At 45.0% G+C, this 20584-nt stretch carries 21 protein-coding genes; 12 read left to right on the top strand and 9 right to left on the bottom strand.

What is annotated here, in order from left to right:
- Positions 1-300 (bottom strand): cytochrome b (locus N5P32_RS16395; RefSeq protein WP_265730091.1); only part of this gene is annotated, 300 nt, incomplete at its 3' end.
- 243 nt (positions 301-543) lie between these two features.
- Between N5P32_RS16395 and rluF the strand changes: the two genes are divergently transcribed.
- From rluF to N5P32_RS16360, 7 genes are all read left to right on the top strand, one after another.
- Complete coding sequence (rluF, locus tag N5P32_RS16390; protein WP_265730090.1) at positions 544-1548, top strand: 23S rRNA pseudouridine(2604) synthase RluF; 1005 nt, start codon at positions 544-546, stop codon at positions 1546-1548.
- Between the two features lie 405 nt (positions 1549-1953).
- Positions 1954-2307, top strand: coding sequence for a DMT family protein (locus N5P32_RS16385; RefSeq protein ID WP_265730089.1), 354 nt, complete (start codon positions 1954-1956; stop codon positions 2305-2307).
- 133 nt (positions 2308-2440) lie between these two features.
- Positions 2441-2956 (top strand): hypothetical protein, encoded by a 516-nt coding sequence (locus N5P32_RS16380; protein ID WP_265730088.1) that lies wholly within the window; start codon positions 2441-2443, stop codon positions 2954-2956.
- On the top strand, positions 2946-3338 hold the full coding sequence (locus N5P32_RS16375) for a hypothetical protein (RefSeq protein WP_265730087.1): 393 nt from the start codon (positions 2946-2948) through the stop codon (positions 3336-3338). The genes N5P32_RS16380 and N5P32_RS16375 overlap by 11 nt, the downstream gene beginning before the upstream one ends.
- Positions 3339-3678: 340 nt before the next feature.
- Complete coding sequence (locus N5P32_RS16370) at positions 3679-4782, top strand: PqiA/YebS family transporter subunit (RefSeq protein ID WP_265730086.1); 1104 nt, start codon at positions 3679-3681, stop codon at positions 4780-4782.
- Positions 4733-6379: an intermembrane transport protein PqiB gene (gene pqiB, locus N5P32_RS16365; protein WP_265730085.1), complete on the top strand. Its 1647-nt coding sequence runs from the start codon at positions 4733-4735 to the stop codon at positions 6377-6379. The genes N5P32_RS16370 and pqiB overlap by 50 nt, the downstream gene beginning before the upstream one ends.
- A gap of 39 nt (positions 6380-6418) precedes the next feature.
- Positions 6419-7018 (top strand): PqiC family protein, encoded by a 600-nt coding sequence (locus tag N5P32_RS16360; RefSeq protein WP_265730084.1) that lies wholly within the window; start codon positions 6419-6421, stop codon positions 7016-7018.
- Between the two features lie 23 nt (positions 7019-7041).
- On the opposite strand, the gene N5P32_RS16355 is transcribed toward N5P32_RS16360, so the two are convergent.
- From N5P32_RS16355 to N5P32_RS16345, 3 genes are all read right to left on the bottom strand, one after another.
- Positions 7042-7434: an alpha/beta fold hydrolase gene (locus tag N5P32_RS16355; protein ID WP_265730083.1), complete on the bottom strand. Its 393-nt coding sequence runs from the start codon at positions 7432-7434 to the stop codon at positions 7042-7044.
- Positions 7435-7496: 62 nt separating this feature from the next.
- Entirely contained in the window at positions 7497-7904 is a 408-nt protein-coding gene (locus tag N5P32_RS16350; RefSeq protein ID WP_265730082.1) for an alpha/beta fold hydrolase, read from the bottom strand.
- A 243-nt stretch (positions 7905-8147) separates the two neighbouring features.
- Entirely contained in the window at positions 8148-9434 is a 1287-nt protein-coding gene (locus N5P32_RS16345; protein ID WP_265730081.1) for a cation:proton antiporter, read from the bottom strand.
- Positions 9435-9790: 356 nt separating this feature from the next.
- Between N5P32_RS16345 and N5P32_RS16340 the strand changes: the two genes are divergently transcribed.
- The 3 genes from N5P32_RS16340 (at position 9791) to N5P32_RS16330 (ending at position 13167) form a co-directional block, all read left to right on the top strand.
- The gene (locus N5P32_RS16340; protein ID WP_265730080.1) at positions 9791-11515 is read left to right on the top strand and encodes a tannase/feruloyl esterase family alpha/beta hydrolase; all 1725 of its coding nucleotides are present in this window, start codon (positions 9791-9793) and stop codon (positions 11513-11515) included.
- Positions 11516-11834: 319 nt separating this feature from the next.
- A complete protein-coding gene (locus N5P32_RS16335) occupies positions 11835-12698 on the top strand; it encodes an isocitrate lyase/PEP mutase family protein (RefSeq protein ID WP_111638628.1) in 864 nt (287 codons plus the stop codon).
- A 37-nt stretch (positions 12699-12735) separates the two neighbouring features.
- On the top strand, positions 12736-13167 hold the full coding sequence (locus N5P32_RS16330; RefSeq protein ID WP_265730079.1) for a GNAT family N-acetyltransferase: 432 nt from the start codon (positions 12736-12738) through the stop codon (positions 13165-13167).
- 84 nt (positions 13168-13251) lie between these two features.
- On the opposite strand, the gene N5P32_RS16325 is transcribed toward N5P32_RS16330, so the two are convergent.
- Positions 13252-13935, bottom strand: a complete 684-nt coding sequence (locus N5P32_RS16325; RefSeq protein WP_265730078.1) for a P-loop NTPase family protein — start codon at positions 13933-13935, stop codon at positions 13252-13254.
- Between the two features lie 236 nt (positions 13936-14171).
- Here N5P32_RS16325 and N5P32_RS16320 point away from each other — a divergent pair, with 236 nt between their 5' ends.
- Positions 14172-14411, top strand: coding sequence for a GlsB/YeaQ/YmgE family stress response membrane protein (locus N5P32_RS16320; RefSeq protein WP_265730077.1), 240 nt, complete (start codon positions 14172-14174; stop codon positions 14409-14411).
- A gap of 68 nt (positions 14412-14479) precedes the next feature.
- On the opposite strand, the gene dapA is transcribed toward N5P32_RS16320, so the two are convergent.
- Complete coding sequence (gene dapA, locus N5P32_RS16315; RefSeq protein WP_265730076.1) at positions 14480-15352, bottom strand: 4-hydroxy-tetrahydrodipicolinate synthase; 873 nt, start codon at positions 15350-15352, stop codon at positions 14480-14482.
- A gap of 375 nt (positions 15353-15727) precedes the next feature.
- On the opposite strand from dapA, the gene N5P32_RS16310 reads away from it, so the two are divergent.
- Positions 15728-16351: a LysE family translocator gene (locus N5P32_RS16310; RefSeq protein ID WP_265730075.1), complete on the top strand. Its 624-nt coding sequence runs from the start codon at positions 15728-15730 to the stop codon at positions 16349-16351.
- Positions 16352-16453: 102 nt separating this feature from the next.
- Here the strand turns inward: N5P32_RS16310 and N5P32_RS16305 are convergent, their stop codons facing one another.
- From N5P32_RS16305 to N5P32_RS16295, 3 genes are all read right to left on the bottom strand, one after another.
- Entirely contained in the window at positions 16454-19069 is a 2616-nt protein-coding gene (locus N5P32_RS16305) for a cyclic nucleotide-binding domain-containing protein (protein WP_265730074.1), read from the bottom strand.
- A 27-nt stretch (positions 19070-19096) separates the two neighbouring features.
- The gene (locus tag N5P32_RS16300) at positions 19097-19717 is read right to left on the bottom strand and encodes a flavin reductase family protein (RefSeq protein ID WP_265730073.1); all 621 of its coding nucleotides are present in this window, start codon (positions 19715-19717) and stop codon (positions 19097-19099) included.
- Positions 19718-19911: 194 nt separating this feature from the next.
- On the bottom strand, positions 19912-20571 hold the full coding sequence (locus tag N5P32_RS16295; protein ID WP_265730072.1) for a putative 2OG-Fe(II) oxygenase: 660 nt from the start codon (positions 20569-20571) through the stop codon (positions 19912-19914).
- Positions 20572-20584 lie beyond the last annotated feature (13 nt).

Genomic DNA, 20584 nt, shown 5'->3' with positions numbered 1-20584 from the left:
AGTATAATAAGATTTCATGGACAATACGAGACGCTCGGTCGAGTAAGTTCGTTGCGGCTGTTTTGGTTTTTTAGACAGGAAGCGAACGATAATTCGGAGTAGAACCAGAGCAATAATGGCTAAGCCAACGTAGACATGCAGAGAAGCAACCAAATTATAGCCTGCTGTGCTGTCGTCTAGATGTTGACGAAAAGCGCGTCCCATTCCTTCGCTAACGAAGTAGTTGAAAATAATTAAGGCTGCAATGGCCCAGTGCAGTAGTATTTGTGCTGTGTTGTAGGTTCTTTCTTGGTTTTGCATTTTAAATCTCCATCTTTAAGCTGTTGATGCAGTGGCTGCGCTTTTACCAGTGAACTTTAGCGAGGCAAGATTAAGGTTTTCTTAACGACGAATGCATTGAGTATATTTTTTAGATTTCTGCCTATCTCCCTAAAATGCTCATGGCGTTTCCTATATAATGTGCGCCATCTCGTTGTTGACGATTCATTCAGTTTTGGTACTTTCTTGGTTTGAAAGGCTTTCTATTAGGTAAAACAGCACTTTATGTTTAATGCTTCTTCTACTCGTTTAAATAAATACATCAGCGAAAGTGGTATCTGCTCACGAAGGGACGCTGACCGCTTTATTGAGCAAGGTAATGTGTTCATCAATGGCAAGCGCGCTTCTGTGGGTGATCAGGTGGTTGCCGGTGATACGGTGCGAGTGAATGGGCAAATCATCGAGCCGCAAGACGCGGATGATTTTGTGTTTATTGTGTTGAATAAACCCGTTGGAATTGTGAGCACAACGGAAAGCTCTGAGAAAAATAACATCGTGGATTTTGTCAGTCATGGTGTGCGGATTTTTCCTATTGGCCGTTTGGATAAAGACTCTCAAGGTCTTATCTTTCTGACCAATAACGGGGATTTGGTTAACAAGGTGCTGCGTGCCGGTAATAATCACGAAAAAGAATATTTAGTGACCGTGAATAAACCGATCACCGATGACTTTATTGCGGGTTTGGCGGGTGGTGTGCCGATTTTAGGGACGATGACGAAGAAGTGTCCAGTTACTAAGGTGGCGCCTAATGTGTTTAACATCACGTTAGTGCAAGGTTTGAATCGTCAGATTCGTCGTATGTGCGAGCATTTTGGCTATGAAGTCATGAAGCTTGAACGTACTCGTATTATGAATGTGAGTCTAAAAGGCATTCCTGTTGGTGAATGGCGAGATTTGACGCAAAAAGAGCTGTCGGTATTGCTTAAATCGATTGAAGATTCTTCCTCGGAAGCCAGTGCACCAGCGAAAAAGTCACGTAATGCGCCGCGCAAAAACACACGTGTCACAGCAACGCCCAAAAAATCCACACCTTCAAAAAGCAATACTAAATTTCCTAAAGAAGAAGGGCGGAAGCCATCTACTTCTCGGACGAAAGACAGACGCCCTTTTGGTGATGGTAAGAAGCCATCCGGTAAACCAAGCGGCGCGCCAAAAGGTCATGGAAAGCCGGCGAAGAATGGCAAGCGTCCAGCAAGAGGCAAAGCACCGCAACGCTCAAATCGGCCATAGCTGAGAGCGCCGTGTTCACATTTCACGCTGGATTATCTGGTATTTTGCTTGTGTCAGTATTGTGATTGTTTTTCCGTCAGACTGTGAATCTTTGCTGGTAATTACCTCAGGTGGTTTGTTTTAGGCAATAAATTTTTAAGATGGTTTTAGGGTAAAAGAGGGTGTCGCTATGGTTAGAAATCTACATAAATACACGATGCCCGGTGGCCCAATGATGTATCCTTAGGCCCAAAGGCTTTCCAGCAAGAGGAACGTGAAAACGTTCCTCTTTTTTTGTTTTTAAAAATGACAAATTTTGTTCCTAAGACGGCAAAAATAACCGAGCCCTTGGGTCGAATGCTATTCTGTAATGCTTGCGTGTGGTGTTAAATTTCGCTTTCGTTATTCATCATTTTGAGAGTGTGTATGAACCCAATCGCGTTGAGTGTGTCTTTATTGATTTGCAGTAACATTTTTATGACATTCGCTTGGTACGCTCATTTAAAAGAGCTTAATAACAAGCCATGGATCATTGCGGCTTTGGTCAGTTGGGGCATCGCGTTATTTGAATATTTGTTGCAAGTGCCTGCCAATCGCATTGGTTATACGGCGTTAAATGTGGGACAGTTAAAGATCATGCAAGAGGTCATTACGTTGATGATTTTTGTGCCGTTTTCTGTGTATTACTTAAAGGAGCCACTTAAGTTGGATTACCTTTGGGCTGGCTTGTGTCTAGTGGGCGCTGTGTATTTTGCGTTTCGCAGTAAGTTCAATGTTTGAGTCTCCCGTTTTATTGTAAGGATGAATATGTATACCGATGAAGATTTGAATTTGGCCGTTAAGCAGGGCGTTTTTAGCGATTCGTCGGTTGACGAGTTTCGCCGTCTTATGTCGTCGGACGAAGGGGGCGCCCTTGGTCGATGAAGAAAACTTCCGATTGGTCGGTGGCTTTAATGATATTTTTATTGTGATTGCGTGCGGGCTGTTGCTGTTTTCTTCGTTGTGGGTGGTTCAAGCGTTTAACGACAGTTTGGGGTATCTTGTGTTCGCTGCCTTGTCTTGGGGGTTGTCGGATGTGTTCGTGTTGAAGCGAAAAATGGCGCTGCCTGCGATTGTGTTATTGCTTGGATTTGTGGGTGGTGTGTTTGCGTTTTCTGAGTCGTTATTGGGTGGCGATATGCCTTCCTCTGCGATTATTTCAACGTCACTTTCAACCTTGGCCGCTTATCTTCATTGGCGTCGCTTTCAGGTGCCTATCACGGTTGCTGTCGGCACGGGTGCGGCGTTGGCGTTATTGGCGTCGATTGCTATTAGTGTGTTTCCGCAGAGTCCTACCGTGTTGCTTTCATCCTTGTTTGTGTGCGGTTGCTTAGCTTTTTTATTTTGCTATGTATTGGGATGCTGCAGATACGCGTCGTGTGACACGTAAATCGGATGTGGCGTTTTGGCTGCATTTATTGGCCGCGCCTTTGATGATTCATCCGGTTTTTTCCAGTCTGGGTGTGTTGGATGGAAACGACAGTCTGAACATTATGGTGTTGATTGTGGTGTTGTACGTTTTCATGACGGTGTTGTCGATTTCTATTGATCGTCGTGCTTTCATGGTGTCTTCGCTGATGTACGTTATGTATGCCTTGTCTAGCCTGATCGAGAATTACGGCGGTGTGGGGTACAGTTTGGCGGTGACGGGTGTGGTTATGGGGGTGTCTTTGTTGATGCTGTCTATCTATTGGCAAGCCGTGCGCAGAATGTTTTTAGCAAGATTGCCAGCGCGTATACGAGGGTATTTACCCGCGGCTAATCTAGGTTAACGCTGCGTGTTTTGTGTCGGATGGCCTATTATTAGGAAAAGGGAAGTGGATGAACAACCTATTAATAACCGGCGGTTTTTTTCCCTGATTAAGCGTGATTTTTATCTGTGGTGGTAGTTGGCCTGAATATGAGTCTTCCTGTGTTTTATGAAAATATAACGGCTTGTGAAGAGTGCGATTTTGTCAATAGCATTCCACCACTGCGTCGTGGAGAACGTTTTCGTTGTCAGCGCTGTGCTCACGTCTTGGTTAATGTTCATAAACATGTTTCCGTTAGGATTATGGGGGTCAGGTTTGTCGGCGTTGTTGATGCTGGCGATGTCTCTGAGTTTTCCTCTTTTTGGGGTTTTCGAGTAACGGCATTGAACGAACGGTTAGTTTGTTTGATACCTCGAGTGTGTTACTAAGCCAAGGCTACCTTGTGCTGAGTATTCTGCTCAGTTTGGCGTTGTTTGTTTTTCCGGTCGTGTATTTGTTGGCTATCTTATTTCTCGTCTGGTCATTTCAACATCAATACGTTTTAAAGTTTGTGCAGCATTACTGCGTGCGTTGGCTGTTGGTGATTGAGCCTTGGTTGATGGTTGATGTCTTTCTGGTGGGCATTTTGGTCGCTCTGGTGAAAATGAGTAGCTTGGCAGACATTTCTTTGGAACTGTCTTTTTGGGCGTTTTGCGGCTACGTTATTTTGTTATTAAAAACCATGGTTTTGGTCGATAAACGTTGGCTTTGGAATAAAGTCGCGGGGCGTTCTGCTGAGCATTCTGCGTTGGCGATGACGGCGAAGAAGCAAGGGTTGATTGGTTGTCATTTTTGCGGCGCGACTTTATCGGGCCATGCGACCCATTGCAATCGGTGTGGGCATTCGGTTTACAGTCGTCGACCTCGAAGTATCAATACGACGGTTGCCTTGTTGGTCGCTTCTTTGGTGATGTACATTCCTGCCAATGTTTTCCCCATTATGCAAACTACGTTTTTAGGCAGTACTGAGCCGTCCACTATTATGGGAGGCGTTTTATTGCTGTGGTCGTTAGGGTCCTACCCTGTGGCTTTGATTATCTTGTTCGCCAGTGTGGTTATCCCTATCGCGAAAGTATTGTCATTAGGCTGGTTGTGTTGGCAGAGCCGTTATCCTAGCCGCCGTCTTACCAAGCAAAAAATCACCTTGTATCGCTTGACTGAATTGGTGGGGCGTTGGTCAATGATCGATGTTTTTGTGGTGGCGATTTTGACCAGCTTAGTGCAAATGGGCAATTTTATGTCGATTTTACCCGGCCCCGCTGTGTTGTCATTTACGGCGGTTATTGTGCTGACTATGTTAGCCGCTATGGCGTTTGACCCCAGATTGTTATGGGACAAAGACGATGTAACTGGGGCGTCTTTAGAAGGAGTGAAGAGTGAGCGAACAAAATACACAGGTCGAAAATTTACGCAAGGTTCGGTTTAACTCTATTTGGCTGGTGCCTTTAATCGCGCTGATGGTGGCCGGTTGGATGCTGTACCAGAATTGGTCAAGCCAAGGCCCAATTATTACCTTGGTGGCGGCCAACGCTGATGGTCTAGAAATGGGAAAAACGAAACTGAAATCCCGAAATGTTGACGTTGGGCGAGTGATCGATATTCGTTTGAGCGATGACTATGAAAACGCCATTATTAAAATTCGTATGAACCAAGGCACGCAACAAATGTTGCGCAGTGATGCCAAATTTTGGGTGGTGAAACCAAGAGTAGGGAAAGAGGGTGTGAGTGGCCTTGGGACTTTGTTGTCGGGTGCTTATATTGATATGACGCCGGGCGTTAAAGGGCGTTTACAGACCGATTTTACGTTGCTAAACCAACCGCCATTGTCGACAGAGAATGAAGGCGTTCGGTTGGTTTTATCGAGTACAGAAGGCTCAAAATTGGACGTTGGGGCGCTTGTTCATTTTCGTGGCTATGAAGTGGGGTATGTCGAGAAAGTAGGATTTGACACGGACAGAGGCGCGATTACCTATCGCGTGGTTATTCGTTCTCCTTATGATGCCTTGGTGAACAGCGATGTGCAGTTTTGGATGACGCCAGGGTTGTCGTTTAAGAGTTCCGCCAGTGGCTTTGAGGTACGTTTAGACTCATTAGAAACCTTGATTTCTGGTGGTATTTCTTTTGGTTTGCCGCAAGGACGAACAGCGGGTAAACCTGTGGAGGATATGACGTCATTTCGTTTGTACTCTTCCAAAGAGAGCGCCACGAACAACATGTATAATGAATTTATCAACTATGTGTTTCTCTTTGACAGCAATGTAAGTGGATTGACTCCTGGTGCTGCGGTTGAGTTTCGTGGTGTGCGAATAGGAACGGTGTTAGACGTGCCTTTTAGTGGCATTCCTATGGATTCATTAACCTCATTAGACACGCCTTTGATTCCAGTTCGCGCTCGCATTGAACCTCAGCGTTTAAACTCTTTGAATACCACTGGTGCGATGTCGTTATCAAAGTGGAATGCGTTTATTGACGATCGTATTAATAACGGTGTGCGCGCGACACTAAAAATTGGCAATTACCTTAATGCCGCCAAGGTCATTAATATCGACTTTGTGAACAATCCGCCGCCAGTAAGGTGGAAGGAGTTTTCGGGCTATAAAGTGTTTCCAACTGCGCCCGATGCGTTCGCGAATATTGAAAGCAAAGTGGGCGGCATTCTTGATAATTTGTCTCAGCTACCGTTGAACAGTACGTTTGAACAGCTTAATAGGACCATGAATGAGGCCAACGAAACATTACATCAACTCCAAGCCGTCAGTAAAAGTGTGGCGCAGTTGTTGAATAATGCAGACACTCAGCAGATCCCTACAGAGCTAATCGCTACTATTAATGAGTTGAATGTAACTCTGGAGACGTATCAAGCGAATGGTCAGATAGGCCGGCCATTAAGAGAAAATATGGTGTCGTTAGGTCGTGCTTTGAACGAGTTACAACCTTTATTGCGTCAGCTGAGGGAGAATCCAAATACGTTGATTTTTGACACTAAACCGCGCGGCGATGTACAGCCAAAAGCGGCACGATAATCCATGACGGCTTGGTAGAGTATTCACAGAGGGACATGAATGAACAAGATGAGTGTGAAAGTGCTGTGGTTATTGTTAGCCTGTAGTTTTGTGGCTGGGTGTTCAGCACCGGCGGTACAAAGTTATGAGTATTTGCTTATGGACGCAGGGCTGAAAAGTGCGCAACCGCAGTCAACCCGTCGTATTTCGGTGCAATTAATGCCGATTGTGGTTGCGAATTATCTGGCAGGAAATGAAATTGTACTTGTTACGAAGCAAGGTGATGTTCATCGCTCACAAAGTAACCTTTGGGCTGAAACGTTATCGCCTCAGCTGACGCGTTTGACTCAGCAACGGTTGGAAAAAACCTTACCAAATATTACCTGGTTTGGAGGGCAGCGCTTACCGTCTTATGCCATTGCTTTTTTGAATATCGAGGTTGATGATTTTTATGCGGATTTAGAGGGTATTGTGCACATTTCTGGGCGTTGGCAGATGATTTCCGCCAATGGCGAGTTATCGGCATCAAATACCTTTTACGTGCAAAGCGAACTCACGTCTGACGGTTATTCGACCATGGTACAAACTTTGTCGGCCAGCTGGTTTGATAAGGTCATTGATCCTATGGCTAAAGAAATGGCTAAGGTATTTCATCCCTAAAAATACTTTAGCCTTTAGGGACTCTAGTGTTGTGCCAGGAAAGACTGAATGTGATTGAGGACATGAATTGGGTGTGTCATATGCAAACAATGTCCTTTCGCTTCAATGATTTCCAGTGTCGCATTGCTGAGGTGTTGCTGGGTATATTCTCCAACCGATACCTTCACTAAGGCGTCGTTAGAGCTTTGCAATAGCAAGCAAGGGTGTGTGATTTTAGGCAGCAATGTTCGGTAATCGGAAAAGAACGTCGCGATGGCAAATGGTTTTGAATAGGTCACATCTGTAGAACAAAAGCTGGTTAACAAGTGATGTACCAACGCGTCGCTGTCGTTCATGCTTGGTCCTATGGGAGCGAGATCACTTCCCATCACAAGCGGTGCTAAATAGTTTCCCCAGCCAATGTAATCTTTATCCATAAGCTCGACCAATCCTTCTAAATCCTGACGGTCAAAACCACCTTGGTACTGTGGGTCGCAATTCAAAAAGCAGGGTGATGGACAGATCGAGATAAGGTGGGAAAAAGCTCTGGTCGTTGGTCTGCGATAATCCAGCCAATGGTGCTACTGATAGAATGCCCAACAAAGATCACGTTTTGTATGTCTAAGTCATCGCAAATTTCAATAACATCTAACGCGTAACCTTCTAAACGCTGATAGCGATCGGCCTCATACGCGGTAAAGTCTGAGCTACCACAACCCACATAGTCGAATAATATAACGCGATAATTCTTTTCTAATTCAGGTAAAAGGAAGCGCCACATGGTTTGGTTACAGCCAAAACCGTGGGCCAAAATGATGATCTTTTCACCGCTGCCTGTGATGTGTAGGTTATTGCGTTTTGCTGTGTTTACAGAAGCCGTGTGTTCATTATGCAGAGTGGATGTCACAATGTTTATCTCTCGATACAATTCGGATGGAGGCTAATACTCGCCGTCGTGCTACGCGTTGATGGCGTAGTTTGTGTATAGATAATTATTGTTATAACGCTATTTTATAGCAGAGGCGTTTTTGTTTTCGTGATCTATGACAAGGATTGTTGAGGGTATAAGAGATTTGTGACGATGAAGTAAAAAGGGTCAACCTAAGTCGACCCTTTTTACTTTCGATTGTTTTGTTAATGCGGTTCTCAGTTATTTTGCTTTTCTTTCGCTGCTTGAATGCTTTTCTGAATAAGTGGCGAAATAGTCAAACCTTGAACAATGATAGAGAAAATAACCACCACGTAGGTAATGATGACCATGATGTCGTGCGAGATCTAACCCTTCAATGAAAAGTTGATTGGATGGAATCGCTGCCGCCATTGCCAGTGCAAGGCCGCCTCGTAACCCGCCCCATGTTAGGATTTTTACAGAATGCTTATCGTATTCACGGTAACGTTTGAAGACCAGATAAGGGCTTCCTACACTGATGAATCGAGCCAAAAGGACGATGGGCACCATAACTAGGCCAATGCCAACTATTTCCCATGTTAGCGGCATGGTAACGATCAACATACCTATGATTAGGAAAAGTAAGGCGTTTAAGAAGCTGTCTGTCGCATGCCAGAAATCTTTCACATAACGTGTTCCATCTGGGCCACGGCGCTTTGATGCGGTCGCTCGTGTGATGTTACCGAGCAAAATGCCGCTCGTCACCATTGCTAACGCCCCGGAAATTTCCCAAATGTTTGCCAGAGCAAAACCCGCAGACGGTATGGTTAAGGTAACCAGCAAACGGGTGTTGATGTCTTTGCAATTGATGATGACGAAGTGGCCAACCAAAGCAATAACAAGACCGAAGACTATGCCGCCAATGGCATCCACTAAAAACAGTTCCGCGACTTCTTTGAAGCTGGCCTCTGTTCCGTAAAAAGCAACGGCAAAAATAGTGGTGAAAATAACCAAGCCCACGCCGTCGTTAAACAAGGATTCACCTTCTACTTGAATGGATATGCCTTGTGGGGCGCTCATTTGTTTGATAATCGCCAATACTGCAATCGGGTCGGTTGGGCTGATGAGCGCGCCGAACAACAAACAGTAGATAAAAGGAACAGGGAAGTTGAGTAGTTCAAATGTGAAATAGCTCATGTAGCCCACAAGAAAAGTGGACACTAATGTGGAGAATAGCACCAGTACGGTGATCTCCCAGCGTTGCCTTTTCAGTGCTGCGAGGTCGATCTCTAAAGCGCCTGCAAACAGAAGAAACCCTAACATGCCTTTTAATAAAAGCTGATTAAAGTCTATTCCGGAGACAACTTGAGTAATAAACAGAGCGGTCTCATCGCCCAGCATTTTTACCGCTAGAATCAAAAGTAGGGAGATAACAACAGAGCCAGTTGTGATGGCAATGGTTGTTTGCATTTTTAGTATGTATTGGTTGGTAAAAGCAATAAAGACCGCTAATGCCGATAAAAAACAGATGAGATACCAAGCGTTCATTCGAGAACCTTAACATTTTCAATATTATTGTTGGGAGTTTAAGGGGTGCACGGGGATGCTGGGGCAGTATGTTATCCCTAGAATTTCGCTCTGTCACTGTTTCCCTGTATGAAAATTGACCCTGATCGGCAAATTTGATCAAAAACAGGAAATTTAATTTCAAAATCTATCTTTTTTTGCTGGTTTTTGCTTTTTGTGTAGGAAAATTACCACTCAAATGGGGTGGTGCTGTGCTTTTTTGAATACCTCGAGCAGAAATTTTATTCTTCTTTTGGCACTAATTTACCTATTCTGTTGAATGTAGAAACAATTATATTTATCTATAATTTATAACAACAAGAATAAGGATTTCTGTTATGCGTCATCGCTCCTCTAAGCATCATTTACTTACCGCCACAATCAGCGGTCTTGCCCTTTATGGTGGTGTCGCAACCGCCTCGGATATGCCTCAATTGAGTCCTGCACAACCGTCGGTTCTGGCGTCTAGTTGCGAGGGGCTTTCGTCTCTTTTGACGGCGAAAAATACTGTCATAGACTCCATCGAAACGGTGGCAAAAGGGGGGCTGAAATTAGCAAGCAGTGATGTCGAAGAACATTGCTTAGTAAAAGGAAAAATGTATGAACGCGTTGGTGAAGTAGATGGTAAAGCGTATGCCATTGGCTTTGAGATGCGTTTGCCTAAACAATGGAATGGCCGTTTTTTATATCAAGGTAATGGTGGCTTAGACGGCGCGGTAAAAACAGCAGAAGGTGCGTTGGGAGGAGGGCCGATAACAGGGGCTTTATTGCAAGGCTTTGCCGTTATCAGCTCCGATGCTGGCCACAGTCGAGGGATTCCGACGTTTGCTTATGATCCGCAGGCTAGGCTGGATTATGGTTATCAGGCCGTGGCCAAGCTCACACCTATGGCCAAAACAGTGATTCATCAAATGTATGGTCGTGGACCGGATCGAAGTTACTTCGCCGGGTGCTCGAATGGCGGTCGTCATGCCATGGTCGCGGCAACGCGCTACGCAAATGACTACGATGGCATTTTAGTTGGAGCGCCAGGGTATCGATTGCCATTGGCGGCTGTAGCAAGCATTGCGGGGGCACAAGTGTATGCGTCTATACCGGACACAGATAAAGCGGATCTGAAGACGGCGTTTACCTTAGCTGAAAGAACGACAGTGTCTAAGGCTATTTTGGCGAAATGTGATGGGCTAGACGGTGTCAGTGACGGAATGATTCAAGATTTTCGCGCTTGTCAGACGGCGTTTAGTTTACAAAACGATGTGCCAACCTGTAAGGCTGAGCGTGATGGTGCTTGTTTGACCCATCCCCAAAAAGACGCGGTTGACACCATTTTTAAAGGCGTCACAACGAGCGATGGAAAACGTTTTTATTCGTCGTTTCCTTATGATGCAGGGATAAATAACAGCGACCACATGATGTGGGAGTACACTGCCCCAATACAACGTGATTCTGGGGCGGTGGCAATGATTTTTAATACCCCTCCAGTGGCATTGAAAGACCACAGTATTCGTAACTTTAACGGCGAAAATTTTGTCTGGCAGGCCAATATTGACGATCTTGCTAAAAAAGTGAGCACCACAAGTAGTGTCTATAAAGAGTCGGCGATGGATTTTATGACACCGCCGAACCCTGAAGATATGTCTGCGTTGCGCGATAGCGGTGGCAAAATTATGGTGTATCACGGTGTGTCTGATGCGATTTTTTCAGTGCAAGATACCGAAACTTGGTATCAGGCTTTGAACGCGAAGAATAATGGGCATGCTAGTGATTTCGCACAGTTTTATCCTGTTCCAGGAATGGGGCACTGTCGCGGAGGTCAAGCAACAGATCAGTTTGATATGTTGACGCCTTTGGTCGCTTGGGTTGAAAAGGGCGAAAAACCGACACAAGTGATTGCTACTGCGCGTGGAGAGGGCAATCCTGGTGGCGTAAATGAAGAACTGCCAGTATCTTGGAGCGCCACACGCACGCGTCCATTATGTCCGTACCCAAGCGTGGCAACCTATGACGGGAAAGGGAATGTCGAAAGCGCGAAGAGTTTTGCTTGTGAAGTGCCGTTAAAATAGAGCTATTACTATTTATCCCTCCCTCAGCCTGCTTGATTATTTAAGCAGGCTTTTTTATAGGTATCTGTCACATTTACTGTTTAACGGACATGTCTATTTCGTGTGTTGTCTGGACATGGGGGATTGAATGTAAGATCCCTCATTTTTTCTTAGTTGCTGAATCCCTTAATTGTAGTGAGTAGGGATGGCTTTTTTTCCGTAATTTACTTACAAAACCTAACCAAATGGTTTGATTCTAATGAAGGAAAGCCGCAACACGAGTATAATCTCCCGCCATTACACTATATGAAATTTAGTGACATCTTTGAGGAGAATATTTATGGCAACACCTTCCCAACACGATTTGCGTAATGATTTTCGAGCATTATTAGCAAGCGGTAAGTGTTATTACACTGCTTCTACCTTCGACCCTATGTCGGCTCGTATTGCTGCAGATCTTGGTTTTGAAGTGGGGATTTTAGGTGGGTCTGTTGCCTCTTTGCAGGTGCTTGCCGCACCGGATTTTGCTTTGATCACACTGAGTGAGTTTACAGAACAAGCGACTCGAATTGGTCGTGTGGCTCGTTTGCCGATTATTGCCGATGCGGATCATGGCTACGGAAATGCCTTAAATGTGATGCGCACTATTGTTGAGCTTGAGCGTGCTGGTGTGGCCGCACTAACGATAGAAGACACCTTGTTGCCAGCAAAATACGGACATAAATCGACCGATTTGATACCAGTTGAAGAAGCCGTGGGTAAATTAAAAGCGGCTTTAGAAGCGCGTATTGACCCTATTATGAGTATTATTGCGCGTACCAATGCTGGTCAGTTGACGACGGAAGAAACCATAGCCCGTGTGAAAGCTTACCAAGCCGTGGGCGTAGATGGTATTTGTATGGTCGGTATTCGTGATTTTGCGCATCTTGAGGAAATTAGCCAGCATATCTCTATTCCTATTATGTTGGTGGCTTATGACAATCCTGAATTACGTGACCGTGAACGTTTAGCGGCGAACGGTGTGCGTATCGTGGTGAATGGCCACGCTGCGTATTTTGCAGCCATTAAAGCCACCTACGATTGTTTGCGTGAGCAGCGCGGTATTGCAGAAGGCACATTAAATGCGTCTGAGTTATCGACTCGATATTCTACATTGGAAGAAAACCGAGTTTGGGCAAACAAATACATGGATGTGCAGGAATAATAATACACAGCGATGTGATGCTGATAAGGATGAACGGATGATGCTGAGAGAAATGGTCATCAATGATTACGAGCAAGTGATGGCATTGTGGGGCAATACCGAATCAATGAGTTTGCGTGGCGCCGATTCGAAGGCAAACATTGCCATTTATTTGGATAAAAACCCGGCATTGAGCTTTGTGATTGAAGACGGACAAACTGTTATTGGTGCTGTATTGGCCGGAACAGATGGTCGACGAGGCTACCTTCAGCATTTAGCGGTGAATCCTAGTTACCGAGGCCAAGGCTTGGGTAAACAGCTCGTCGAAGCGGTGATCACCGCGTTGGCGAAACAGGGGATTGCCAAAACACATTTATTTGTTCATACCGATAACCAATCTGCTCAGGGCTTTTATGAGTCCATGGGCTGGTTTGCGCGGGATGAAGTGCGTATGTTTTCATTCAATTCCTCAGCGGAACCTAATGTGTAATGCCGTGAATGACAGAGTGTGTTGAACGATATGAATATATAAAAGAGGCCAATTTTTTGGCCTCTTTTGTATTTGAAACGGTGATTATCCGAGTTGAGCTAATTGTTCGTAAGTGTTTCGCAACCAGACCTTCATGCGCTGGCGTTCTGCAATATTCATGATACCTTTGTCGTTTGCAACGGCCCAGAAACTGCTGTTATTAAAGTCAATTTTTTGCGTTAACTTACTTTGAAGCTTTGGCAATTCAAGGATCAAGGCTTCTCGTTCAATGGCTTTTTTATAGGTGGTAGATTTTTGGAAACGAGAGAAATCTGTCCCACGGCCGAGGTTTTGAACAACCACAAAGTCTACAGACGGTTGCTGGTAGCGTTCAAACAGGGCATCCAGTAACGCCACGGAATCCGCGCCATCGTCCATAACGTGCCAAAGGCATACTTGGTATCCCATTTCATCTAAGAGACCAAATACATCGGTTTCTTCTATCCACTTTCCCAGCGGTTGAGCCGCTTGTGCAGCAAGGTCGATAATAAGATCTCTGTCTGGGTATTCTTCAATCGCGGCGAGCATGCCATCTAAACTGTCTTCTTCGCCAATTAGGACAGGTGAAGAGAACTCACTGTAAAAACGTGAAAAAGTACTATGAGAAGCATCGCAATCAAAGCCTAAAAAGGGCTGATTATTATCAATATAATATTGCGCTAAAACCCGTGCCGTCATCGATTTCCCGACACCACCTTTCTCACCGCCTACAAAATGTACCTTACCCATTTAGATTCCCTCACCAAAAATTAACTTGACCCTATTTTAAAGGCTTATTGAAAGCTTTTTTGTATCAAATACATCCTACCAATATTATTTGAAAAAGCTTGGCACTTTCATGACAAAGTAACAGAAAAAAGAATTAATGGGTTAGTAGTATAGGGGGGTGAGAGGCTTTTCTAGTGACTTAAACAAATAACTGCTAGTCTGAATCGCTGTTAATTACATAATATAAGGATCATTTTATGGAGATCTTAGCTTTTTTGTTTATTGGCGCTCTGGCTGGTTGGTTGGCAGGCCAGTTGGTCAAAGGTGGCGGCTTTGGCTTGGTTGGTAATATCGTGATCGGGGTTGTTGGGTCTTTTGTTGGCGGATTTACTTTCCAGCTGCTTGGACTGTATGCCGGTAGTTTTCTTGGGTCTCTTGTTACTGCCACCGTGGGTGCCGTTATTTTGCTTTATGTCGTTCGGCTTGCTAAATCGTAGCAATGAAAATGTTGATAAAGGAGCCCGCTTTTGAATGCGGGCTTTTTTTGTGTTCTTTAACCTAAGGCCTAAATAAGCTCTAGTTCTTCCATAATGCGACGAATCGTGGCTTTTGTGCTGTCTTGTAATGGCACCATAGGCAAACGACATTCTTCGGTGCAAAGGCCGAGCAGAGACATAGCGTACTTAGGGCCTGCAGGGTTGGGCTCTATAAACAAGGCATTGTGCAAAGCAAACAGTTTGTCTTGTAGTTGAGCCGCTTCCACATATTTGCCTTCACGGCATAAACGCTGTAATTCAACAACCTGTTTTGGTGCGACGTTCGAGGTAACCGAAATACAGCCATTTCCGCCACCAACGTTGTAAGCCACCGTGGTAATGTCGTCACCACTAAGGAAATTAAAGGGTTTGTTGATAAGCGCGCGCTCGCGTATCGGACGTGTTAAATCCCCTGTGGCGTCTTTAACGCCAATGATTCTAGGTAGCTCGGCAAGGCGCGCCATGGTGGCGACTTCTAAGCCAACCACAGAGCGAGGTGGGATATTGTAAAGGATGATTGGCAGTTTGCTGTTGTCGTGGACGTATTTGAAATGCTCGAACAGACCCGTTTGGTTTGGGCGGTTGTAGTAACCAGCGACGTGAAGTGTTGCGTCCGCACCAGCTTGGTATGCGTATTCAGAATAATTTACGGCTTCCATTGGGTTGTTTGAACCTGCACCCGCTAGGACTGGCACAGCTTTGTTGGTTTCTTGCACCGTGATTTCAATGACTCGTTTGTGTTCATGTTCGCTCAGTGTTGGGGATTCACCCGTGGTGCCAACCGGTACAAGGCCGTTGATTCCTTGGTCTATCTGCCAACGCACGATATTGCGTAATGCGTCTTCGTCTAATTGACCGTCACGAAATGGAGTGATTAATGCTGTAATTGCGCCGTAAAACATACTTTTGCCTCATTTAGGCCGGTATGCATTCTGCTGAGAAGAGAGATAAACCGTCAGCGAGAATGCTGCCGGGGAGTTGTTTGAATCTTAATTCCACACGTCAGCGCCGCAAAGCTTCTTAGCCTTACGTTTATCGCCGTTGCGTTTATTTAAGATAGAGTTGTTCATAAAGTAATATAGATTCTTGTGTCGCTTGATGTGAAAACGTTTTTGTATGCTGAACTTTTTTATTTCAAAGGTCAATACGTTAGCGCATTTTTTATGCAGATGATGAACGCTACGAATCGCATTCGTTTTTCGGGGCTTTATTCGCTAGTATATGCGGTCAATTTTCTGTTATTTGACTTCTTAATAAATTTAATAAAGAGAGAGTTTATGGATTTAACTACGTGGTTGTCATTGGTTGCTGTTTGCGTAATGGGGGCCATTTCACCTGGACCAAGTTTGGCGGTAATTTTACGCGTATCGATTTCTCAGTCTTCTTTACATGGCGTCCTTGCGGCAATTACACATGGTTTAGGGATCGGTTTTTGGGCATTTCTGACATTGCAAGGCTTGGCTATTTTGATGGCTCAGCATCAAGATATTTTTGCTGTACTTACCGTGTTAGGTGGTTTGTATTTGGCTTGGTTAGGCGTTAAAGCTTGGCGTTATGCAGGTCAGGGAAGTGACGTAAACGTTGAGGGGGTTAAATCTTCTTATTGGGAATCTGCGCGTGATGGGTTGATGATCTCGTTAATGAACCCAAAAGCGGCCTTGTTTTTCCTAGCCTTATTTAGTCAGTTAATCCCGCATAACATGGATGCGTTGATTAAGTTTCAATTGTGGGCAACGGTCTTTGTGATTGATACGGGTTGGTACATTATTGTCGCGCTGCTGTTGGCTGGTGGACCTGTTTTAGCATGGTTGCGCCGCCACATTGTTTGGGTAGACCGAGGCATGGGAACGGTATTAATTTTACTGGGGCTAAAAGTCGCCATTGGCTCGTTTGTTTCATAAGCACGGTATTGCGCAAAGATGCACCCAAGTTTAGAAAAAACCAACGTTGTTTTTCAATGTTGAACAGCAACGTTGGTTTTTATAGCGAGGTTTAACGACGTGTTATTTTTGGAAAATAAAGTCTTCGGTTTCCAGTAATTGTTTTGTCCATAACGCATACGCTTTTTCATTGAGGTGCAGGCGATCACCTTCGAATAAGGTTTCTTTTATCTCAGCGTTTTTATCTAGCAAGGTGGAGAAAAGATCTATGTATTGCGTATTAGGGCGTGTTTTGGCCAAACGCGCTAATAGGGTGTTGGTCTTTTCGATGGTGTTGCGCATTTTTAGGCGTGCTGGACTGCATTTTATGCTAATCAAGGTTACTGGAATGCCAGGCAAATGCCGATCGATCTTCTGTAATAGCTCAATATACAACTCAACCACTTTGTTCGTGTCGCAATGATTGCCGATGTCGTTGTCCCCAGCGTAGATGACCAACGATCGTGGGTTATGCGGTAAAATGATGCGTTCAAAATAGTAGACGCACGCTTCGAGTGTTGCTCCCCCAAAGCCTAAATTGATGCCGTCTTTTTCTCGGAAGTTATGGCTAAAGTCACTCCATAACCGCATGGTTGAGGAACCGTAAAAAGCGACAGGGCGCTCCTTGTAAATCTGATGGGCGAGATGGAACTCAAGCTCTCGTACATCCGACTCAAATTCCACATCGATCTGATTCAGGCTCATAACATTGGATCGGTAACCATTTTTACCACTGAAAATGGGGTACTGACGAATTTCTCGTGACAGCTCGACCGCTTCGTTTACATAACCTTTGTATTCTTCTTGGTAGGAAAGCAAGAATTGATGAAAGGCTTCTTTGTCTTGGTAATCGACTTTGCTGGACAGTTTAAACGCGGGTTTGATGATGACCGTATAGATGTTGTGATCGGCACGTTTATCAAAGTTTGCAACGACGATCGGGACAATCCAAGGCTCTTCACTTCCCATTGAACCCGCTAGCTCAAAGGCGTGTGGCAGTAGTGCCCCTGGAGATTGCTGGGTGCTGAAACTTTGCCCTTCCGGTGAAATCATCAAAGGGAAATTTTGGCGTAAGGTTTCTTGTGACTGTTTGATAAAGGCATCGTATTCAGGGGTGTCTTTGGTGAGGTCTTCCCAACTATTGATGAATATATTGCCAAAGCGACCATAGAAGTCGTCGCGCCAGAATTCACTTTCTTTACTGCGACGAACGACTCGTTGCCCTGAAATACCGTATTCATTGTCGATCAGCATGGCGCTGATGAATTGAGCGTCCATAGAAAAGCGAAAGCCGTTCGGTAGTCTGTTTGTTGGTGAACCCAATAAATGGTTGTAGATAAATAAGGAGCCGGCTTTCTTGGGTAAGTTTTCCAGGCCTTTTATGACGTAAGGCACCTGTTGGAATGCTTGCTTGAACAGCTCTGTTCCAAGGCGTCGTGCATCAAGTGCTGGGGTGTCCTTCGGTAAGTTGTTGATGGTGTCATAGACATTTTGCAGATGTCGATAAAACGCATTTTCCCTCTGCAGGTCTTTTAAAATATCCAGACACATGCCGGATATTGTGCGTTCTAGAACGCAGCCAAAGTGCAAGCATTTGTACAGTACACCGAAGGCTTCGTCGGTGGTGATGGCGCTTTTAAGCAACTCACTGACTTTATAAAGTGGTGAGCTAACCGGTAATAACGCGGCATTCTGTTCAATGACATTGCTGACTGCTAGCACTTCGTCATTGGCTATCTGTGATAAATAGCGCATTCTCGCCGCGAGCAAATGGGCACCGATCAGCCAAATCAGGCGATATAAGTATTTCACCGCAAATTTTGGACTGTCTTGAAACATTTCGAGTAGATCATCTCGTTTAATAAACAAGATGCTGCTGTCTCTGGAGGAGATGATTGAAGTGCGGTTTTTCATCTCGTCATCTTGGGTAGCCCAAGCTAATACGGTGCCTGCACGTGCGATGGTGCGCGTTGTAATGATGTCGCCAGAATCGGTTTGATAGCTCACCACGACCTTACCTTTGATGAGTAAGTATAAGCCGTCGGCAGGTTGATCCTGTTGGCTAAGAATGTCTCCTTGGTGAGCCAATAAAATGGACGATTTTTTAGCAAGCGTATGAATTTCAGCCTGCGTAAAGGTTTCACAAAAAGGGGCGTAATTGAGCAAGCCAATTGCGTCTTTGAGTGCATGTACTTGTGTTTCGGAATCCAGCAAGGGACGCGTTTCTTCAAATGCCAAGGACTCGTTTGAAAAGAAGGGTCGTGTCTGGTTTTGCACGTTAGTTAAGACGGGTAACGATTCCTGATACACAAATTGCAGAAAACGGGAGGCAAACGATAAATTGGCGTCGAGTATTTTTTGCAATTCGACAATCGGCCATAGGATGAGTTTGGACGATTTGGTTGCCGTAAAAGTAGTGGCATAACGAGACGGATGACGAAAGGCTGACCAACCGATAGGGGAAAGGAGGTGGCTGATCATGCCGACATTGTAAGATTTTCCTGTGTCCTGAAGCGGTACAGAAATCGCGACTTCGCCTTCAAGTAAAAAATAGATGTGCTGACCTATTTCAAATTGTTTGGCCAATATTTCTCCCGCTTTTAGTGTTTTTATGCTAGCCAAATCCGTAAGGGATGACATCAGCTCAGCGTCTACATCGGCCATGAAGGGAAAAGTGGTTATGTGGTTTTTTACGTCCATCTTTGTTTACCTCAAATCTGTGATGCCCTAATTAGGACGTTTCATCGTCACTGTCTTGCCAACGAGTGCATAGTCATCGCCACCGAGTCGGGCAAGCGGGTTAAGCTTTTTGTTATCAATATAAATTCGAGAATTTGCTTCTGTGATCAGGTCTTCTTCAACATGCACGTCCAGTATCTCTAAATACACCGCTTGAAAAGAGGCGTTGCCCAGCGAATGTATGTCAAACAACCGACAGTGCATGGCCACGTTGGCTTGTTGAATACGCGGTAGTGTTTTAGTGAAGTCGGCCAGCGAGACATGCGTGTTAGGTAGCTCAGATTCACCATAAGGTAAATTGGCCGCACTTTCGTTCACGGCGTTCATCAGTGCTTCACTGGGAATATGCAAAACACATTCCTTTTCTCGCAGCAAATTGTGTTTTGTGTCTTTTGCTTGATTGGCGGATTTGTTGCCAATGGACACCATGACCAGTGCTGGGTCCGAGGAGACAGGTGCGAAATACGAGAAGGGAGCTAGGTTGAAACTCTCGTTTTCGTTTTTGGTTAGAATCCACGCAATTGGGCGTGGAGTGATAGTTTGAGTGATCAGGTGGTAGCGTTGATTCGCGCTGAGTTGATCAAACTGGAAACGCATAGACTTCCCCATAGTGATGGCCACATTGCATAAAGATCATAGCTTGTTAAATTACTACAAATAACGATCTATTGTGAATGTTTGAATGGAAACTTATGAAATTTCTTGTAAAAACATGAGTGAACAGCGTAATCGAAGCGGTTAGGCTAAGCCAGTAATGTTTTATTGATACTGGCTTGGTAGGAGATGCGTTGCGAGAAGTGCCGCTAATACGTTTCAATAATACTGTTGAACGCGATCACAACTCGGTCTTTTTCTCCAAAATAGGGCAGGGCTGAATGTTTCAAGTAGGATGGGAAAATAATGACCTGTCCGTCCGTAGGGGTAAAGTCCCACACGCCTTGTCCACCAAGATATGCGGTGCCAGGATCCGCGTAGTGTTCGGCGTTGACTCTAGGGTCATAAAAGCGGTTCAGGCCGCCGTTGCCTTCGTGCTGAGCATCACCAGGTTCTAGATAGTAAATGCCGCACCAAGAACAATTGGGGTGCGAATGGGCATCGTGATAGCCACCTTTTTGAGTGACGTGATACCAAGATTCAATGATGTGAGCATCAGCTTGCATGTCTTCGGGCCAAAAAGCGTGATTCACAGTCGCTGCGATCTCAAGGATGAGTTCTTCCAATGCTCTCTTGGCCTCCATCACATTCGCATCAGCAAGATCCAAAAAGTCTAGGGTGCTTTCATGCAGCGCGTGTTTTGCTTTAGGGGCGATTTGGCTTTCAATGGCGGTGGTTTGTTGGTTTTTTTGCTGGTAAACCGCGCTCAATAATGCGTCTTTTAAAAAGTCATGATCTGGCATTTGTGTGATGAACAGCGGCGTGCTCCAAACGGTCAGTTCTTCTAGGATAAGAGATTCATTCTGCATGCTGTTTTTCACC

It is taken from the genome of Marinomonas pontica, assembly GCF_026191375.1.
GTDB classification, from domain to species: Bacteria; Pseudomonadota; Gammaproteobacteria; order Pseudomonadales; family Marinomonadaceae; genus Marinomonas; species Marinomonas pontica.
The sequence above is the reverse complement of the archived record's forward strand: the minus strand, read 5'-3'. Positions and strand labels throughout refer to the sequence as shown.

Bases quoted from the DNA above. Each gene is read 5' to 3' on its own strand.
- N5P32_RS16305 (WP_265730074.1), bottom strand. From the start codon at position 19,069: ATGGACGTAAAAAACCACATAACCACTTTTCCCTTCATGGCCGATGTA.
- N5P32_RS16355 (WP_265730083.1), bottom strand. From the start codon at position 7,434: ATGGATAAAGATTACATTGGCTGGGGAAACTATTTAGCACCGCTTGTG.
- N5P32_RS16345 (WP_265730081.1), bottom strand. From the start codon at position 9,434: ATGAACGCTTGGTATCTCATCTGTTTTTTATCGGCATTAGCGGTCTTT.
- N5P32_RS16320 (WP_265730077.1), top strand. From the start codon at position 14,172: ATGGAGATCTTAGCTTTTTTGTTTATTGGCGCTCTGGCTGGTTGGTTG.
- N5P32_RS16335 (WP_111638628.1), top strand. From the start codon at position 11,835: ATGGCAACACCTTCCCAACACGATTTGCGTAATGATTTTCGAGCATTA.
- N5P32_RS16330 (WP_265730079.1), top strand. From the start codon at position 12,736: ATGATGCTGAGAGAAATGGTCATCAATGATTACGAGCAAGTGATGGCA.
- N5P32_RS16300 (WP_265730073.1), bottom strand. From the start codon at position 19,717: ATGGGGAAGTCTATGCGTTTCCAGTTTGATCAACTCAGCGCGAATCAA.
- N5P32_RS16340 (WP_265730080.1), top strand. From the start codon at position 9,791: ATGCGTCATCGCTCCTCTAAGCATCATTTACTTACCGCCACAATCAGC.
- N5P32_RS16360 (WP_265730084.1), top strand. From the start codon at position 6,419: ATGAACAAGATGAGTGTGAAAGTGCTGTGGTTATTGTTAGCCTGTAGT.
- N5P32_RS16385 (WP_265730089.1), top strand. From the start codon at position 1,954: ATGAACCCAATCGCGTTGAGTGTGTCTTTATTGATTTGCAGTAACATT.
- dapA (WP_265730076.1), bottom strand. From the start codon at position 15,352: ATGTTTTACGGCGCAATTACAGCATTAATCACTCCATTTCGTGACGGT.
- N5P32_RS16325 (WP_265730078.1), bottom strand. From the start codon at position 13,935: ATGGGTAAGGTACATTTTGTAGGCGGTGAGAAAGGTGGTGTCGGGAAA.
- N5P32_RS16295 (WP_265730072.1), bottom strand. From the start codon at position 20,571: ATGCAGAATGAATCTCTTATCCTAGAAGAACTGACCGTTTGGAGCACG.
- N5P32_RS16310 (WP_265730075.1), top strand. From the start codon at position 15,728: ATGGATTTAACTACGTGGTTGTCATTGGTTGCTGTTTGCGTAATGGGG.
- rluF (WP_265730090.1), top strand. From the start codon at position 544: ATGTTTAATGCTTCTTCTACTCGTTTAAATAAATACATCAGCGAAAGT.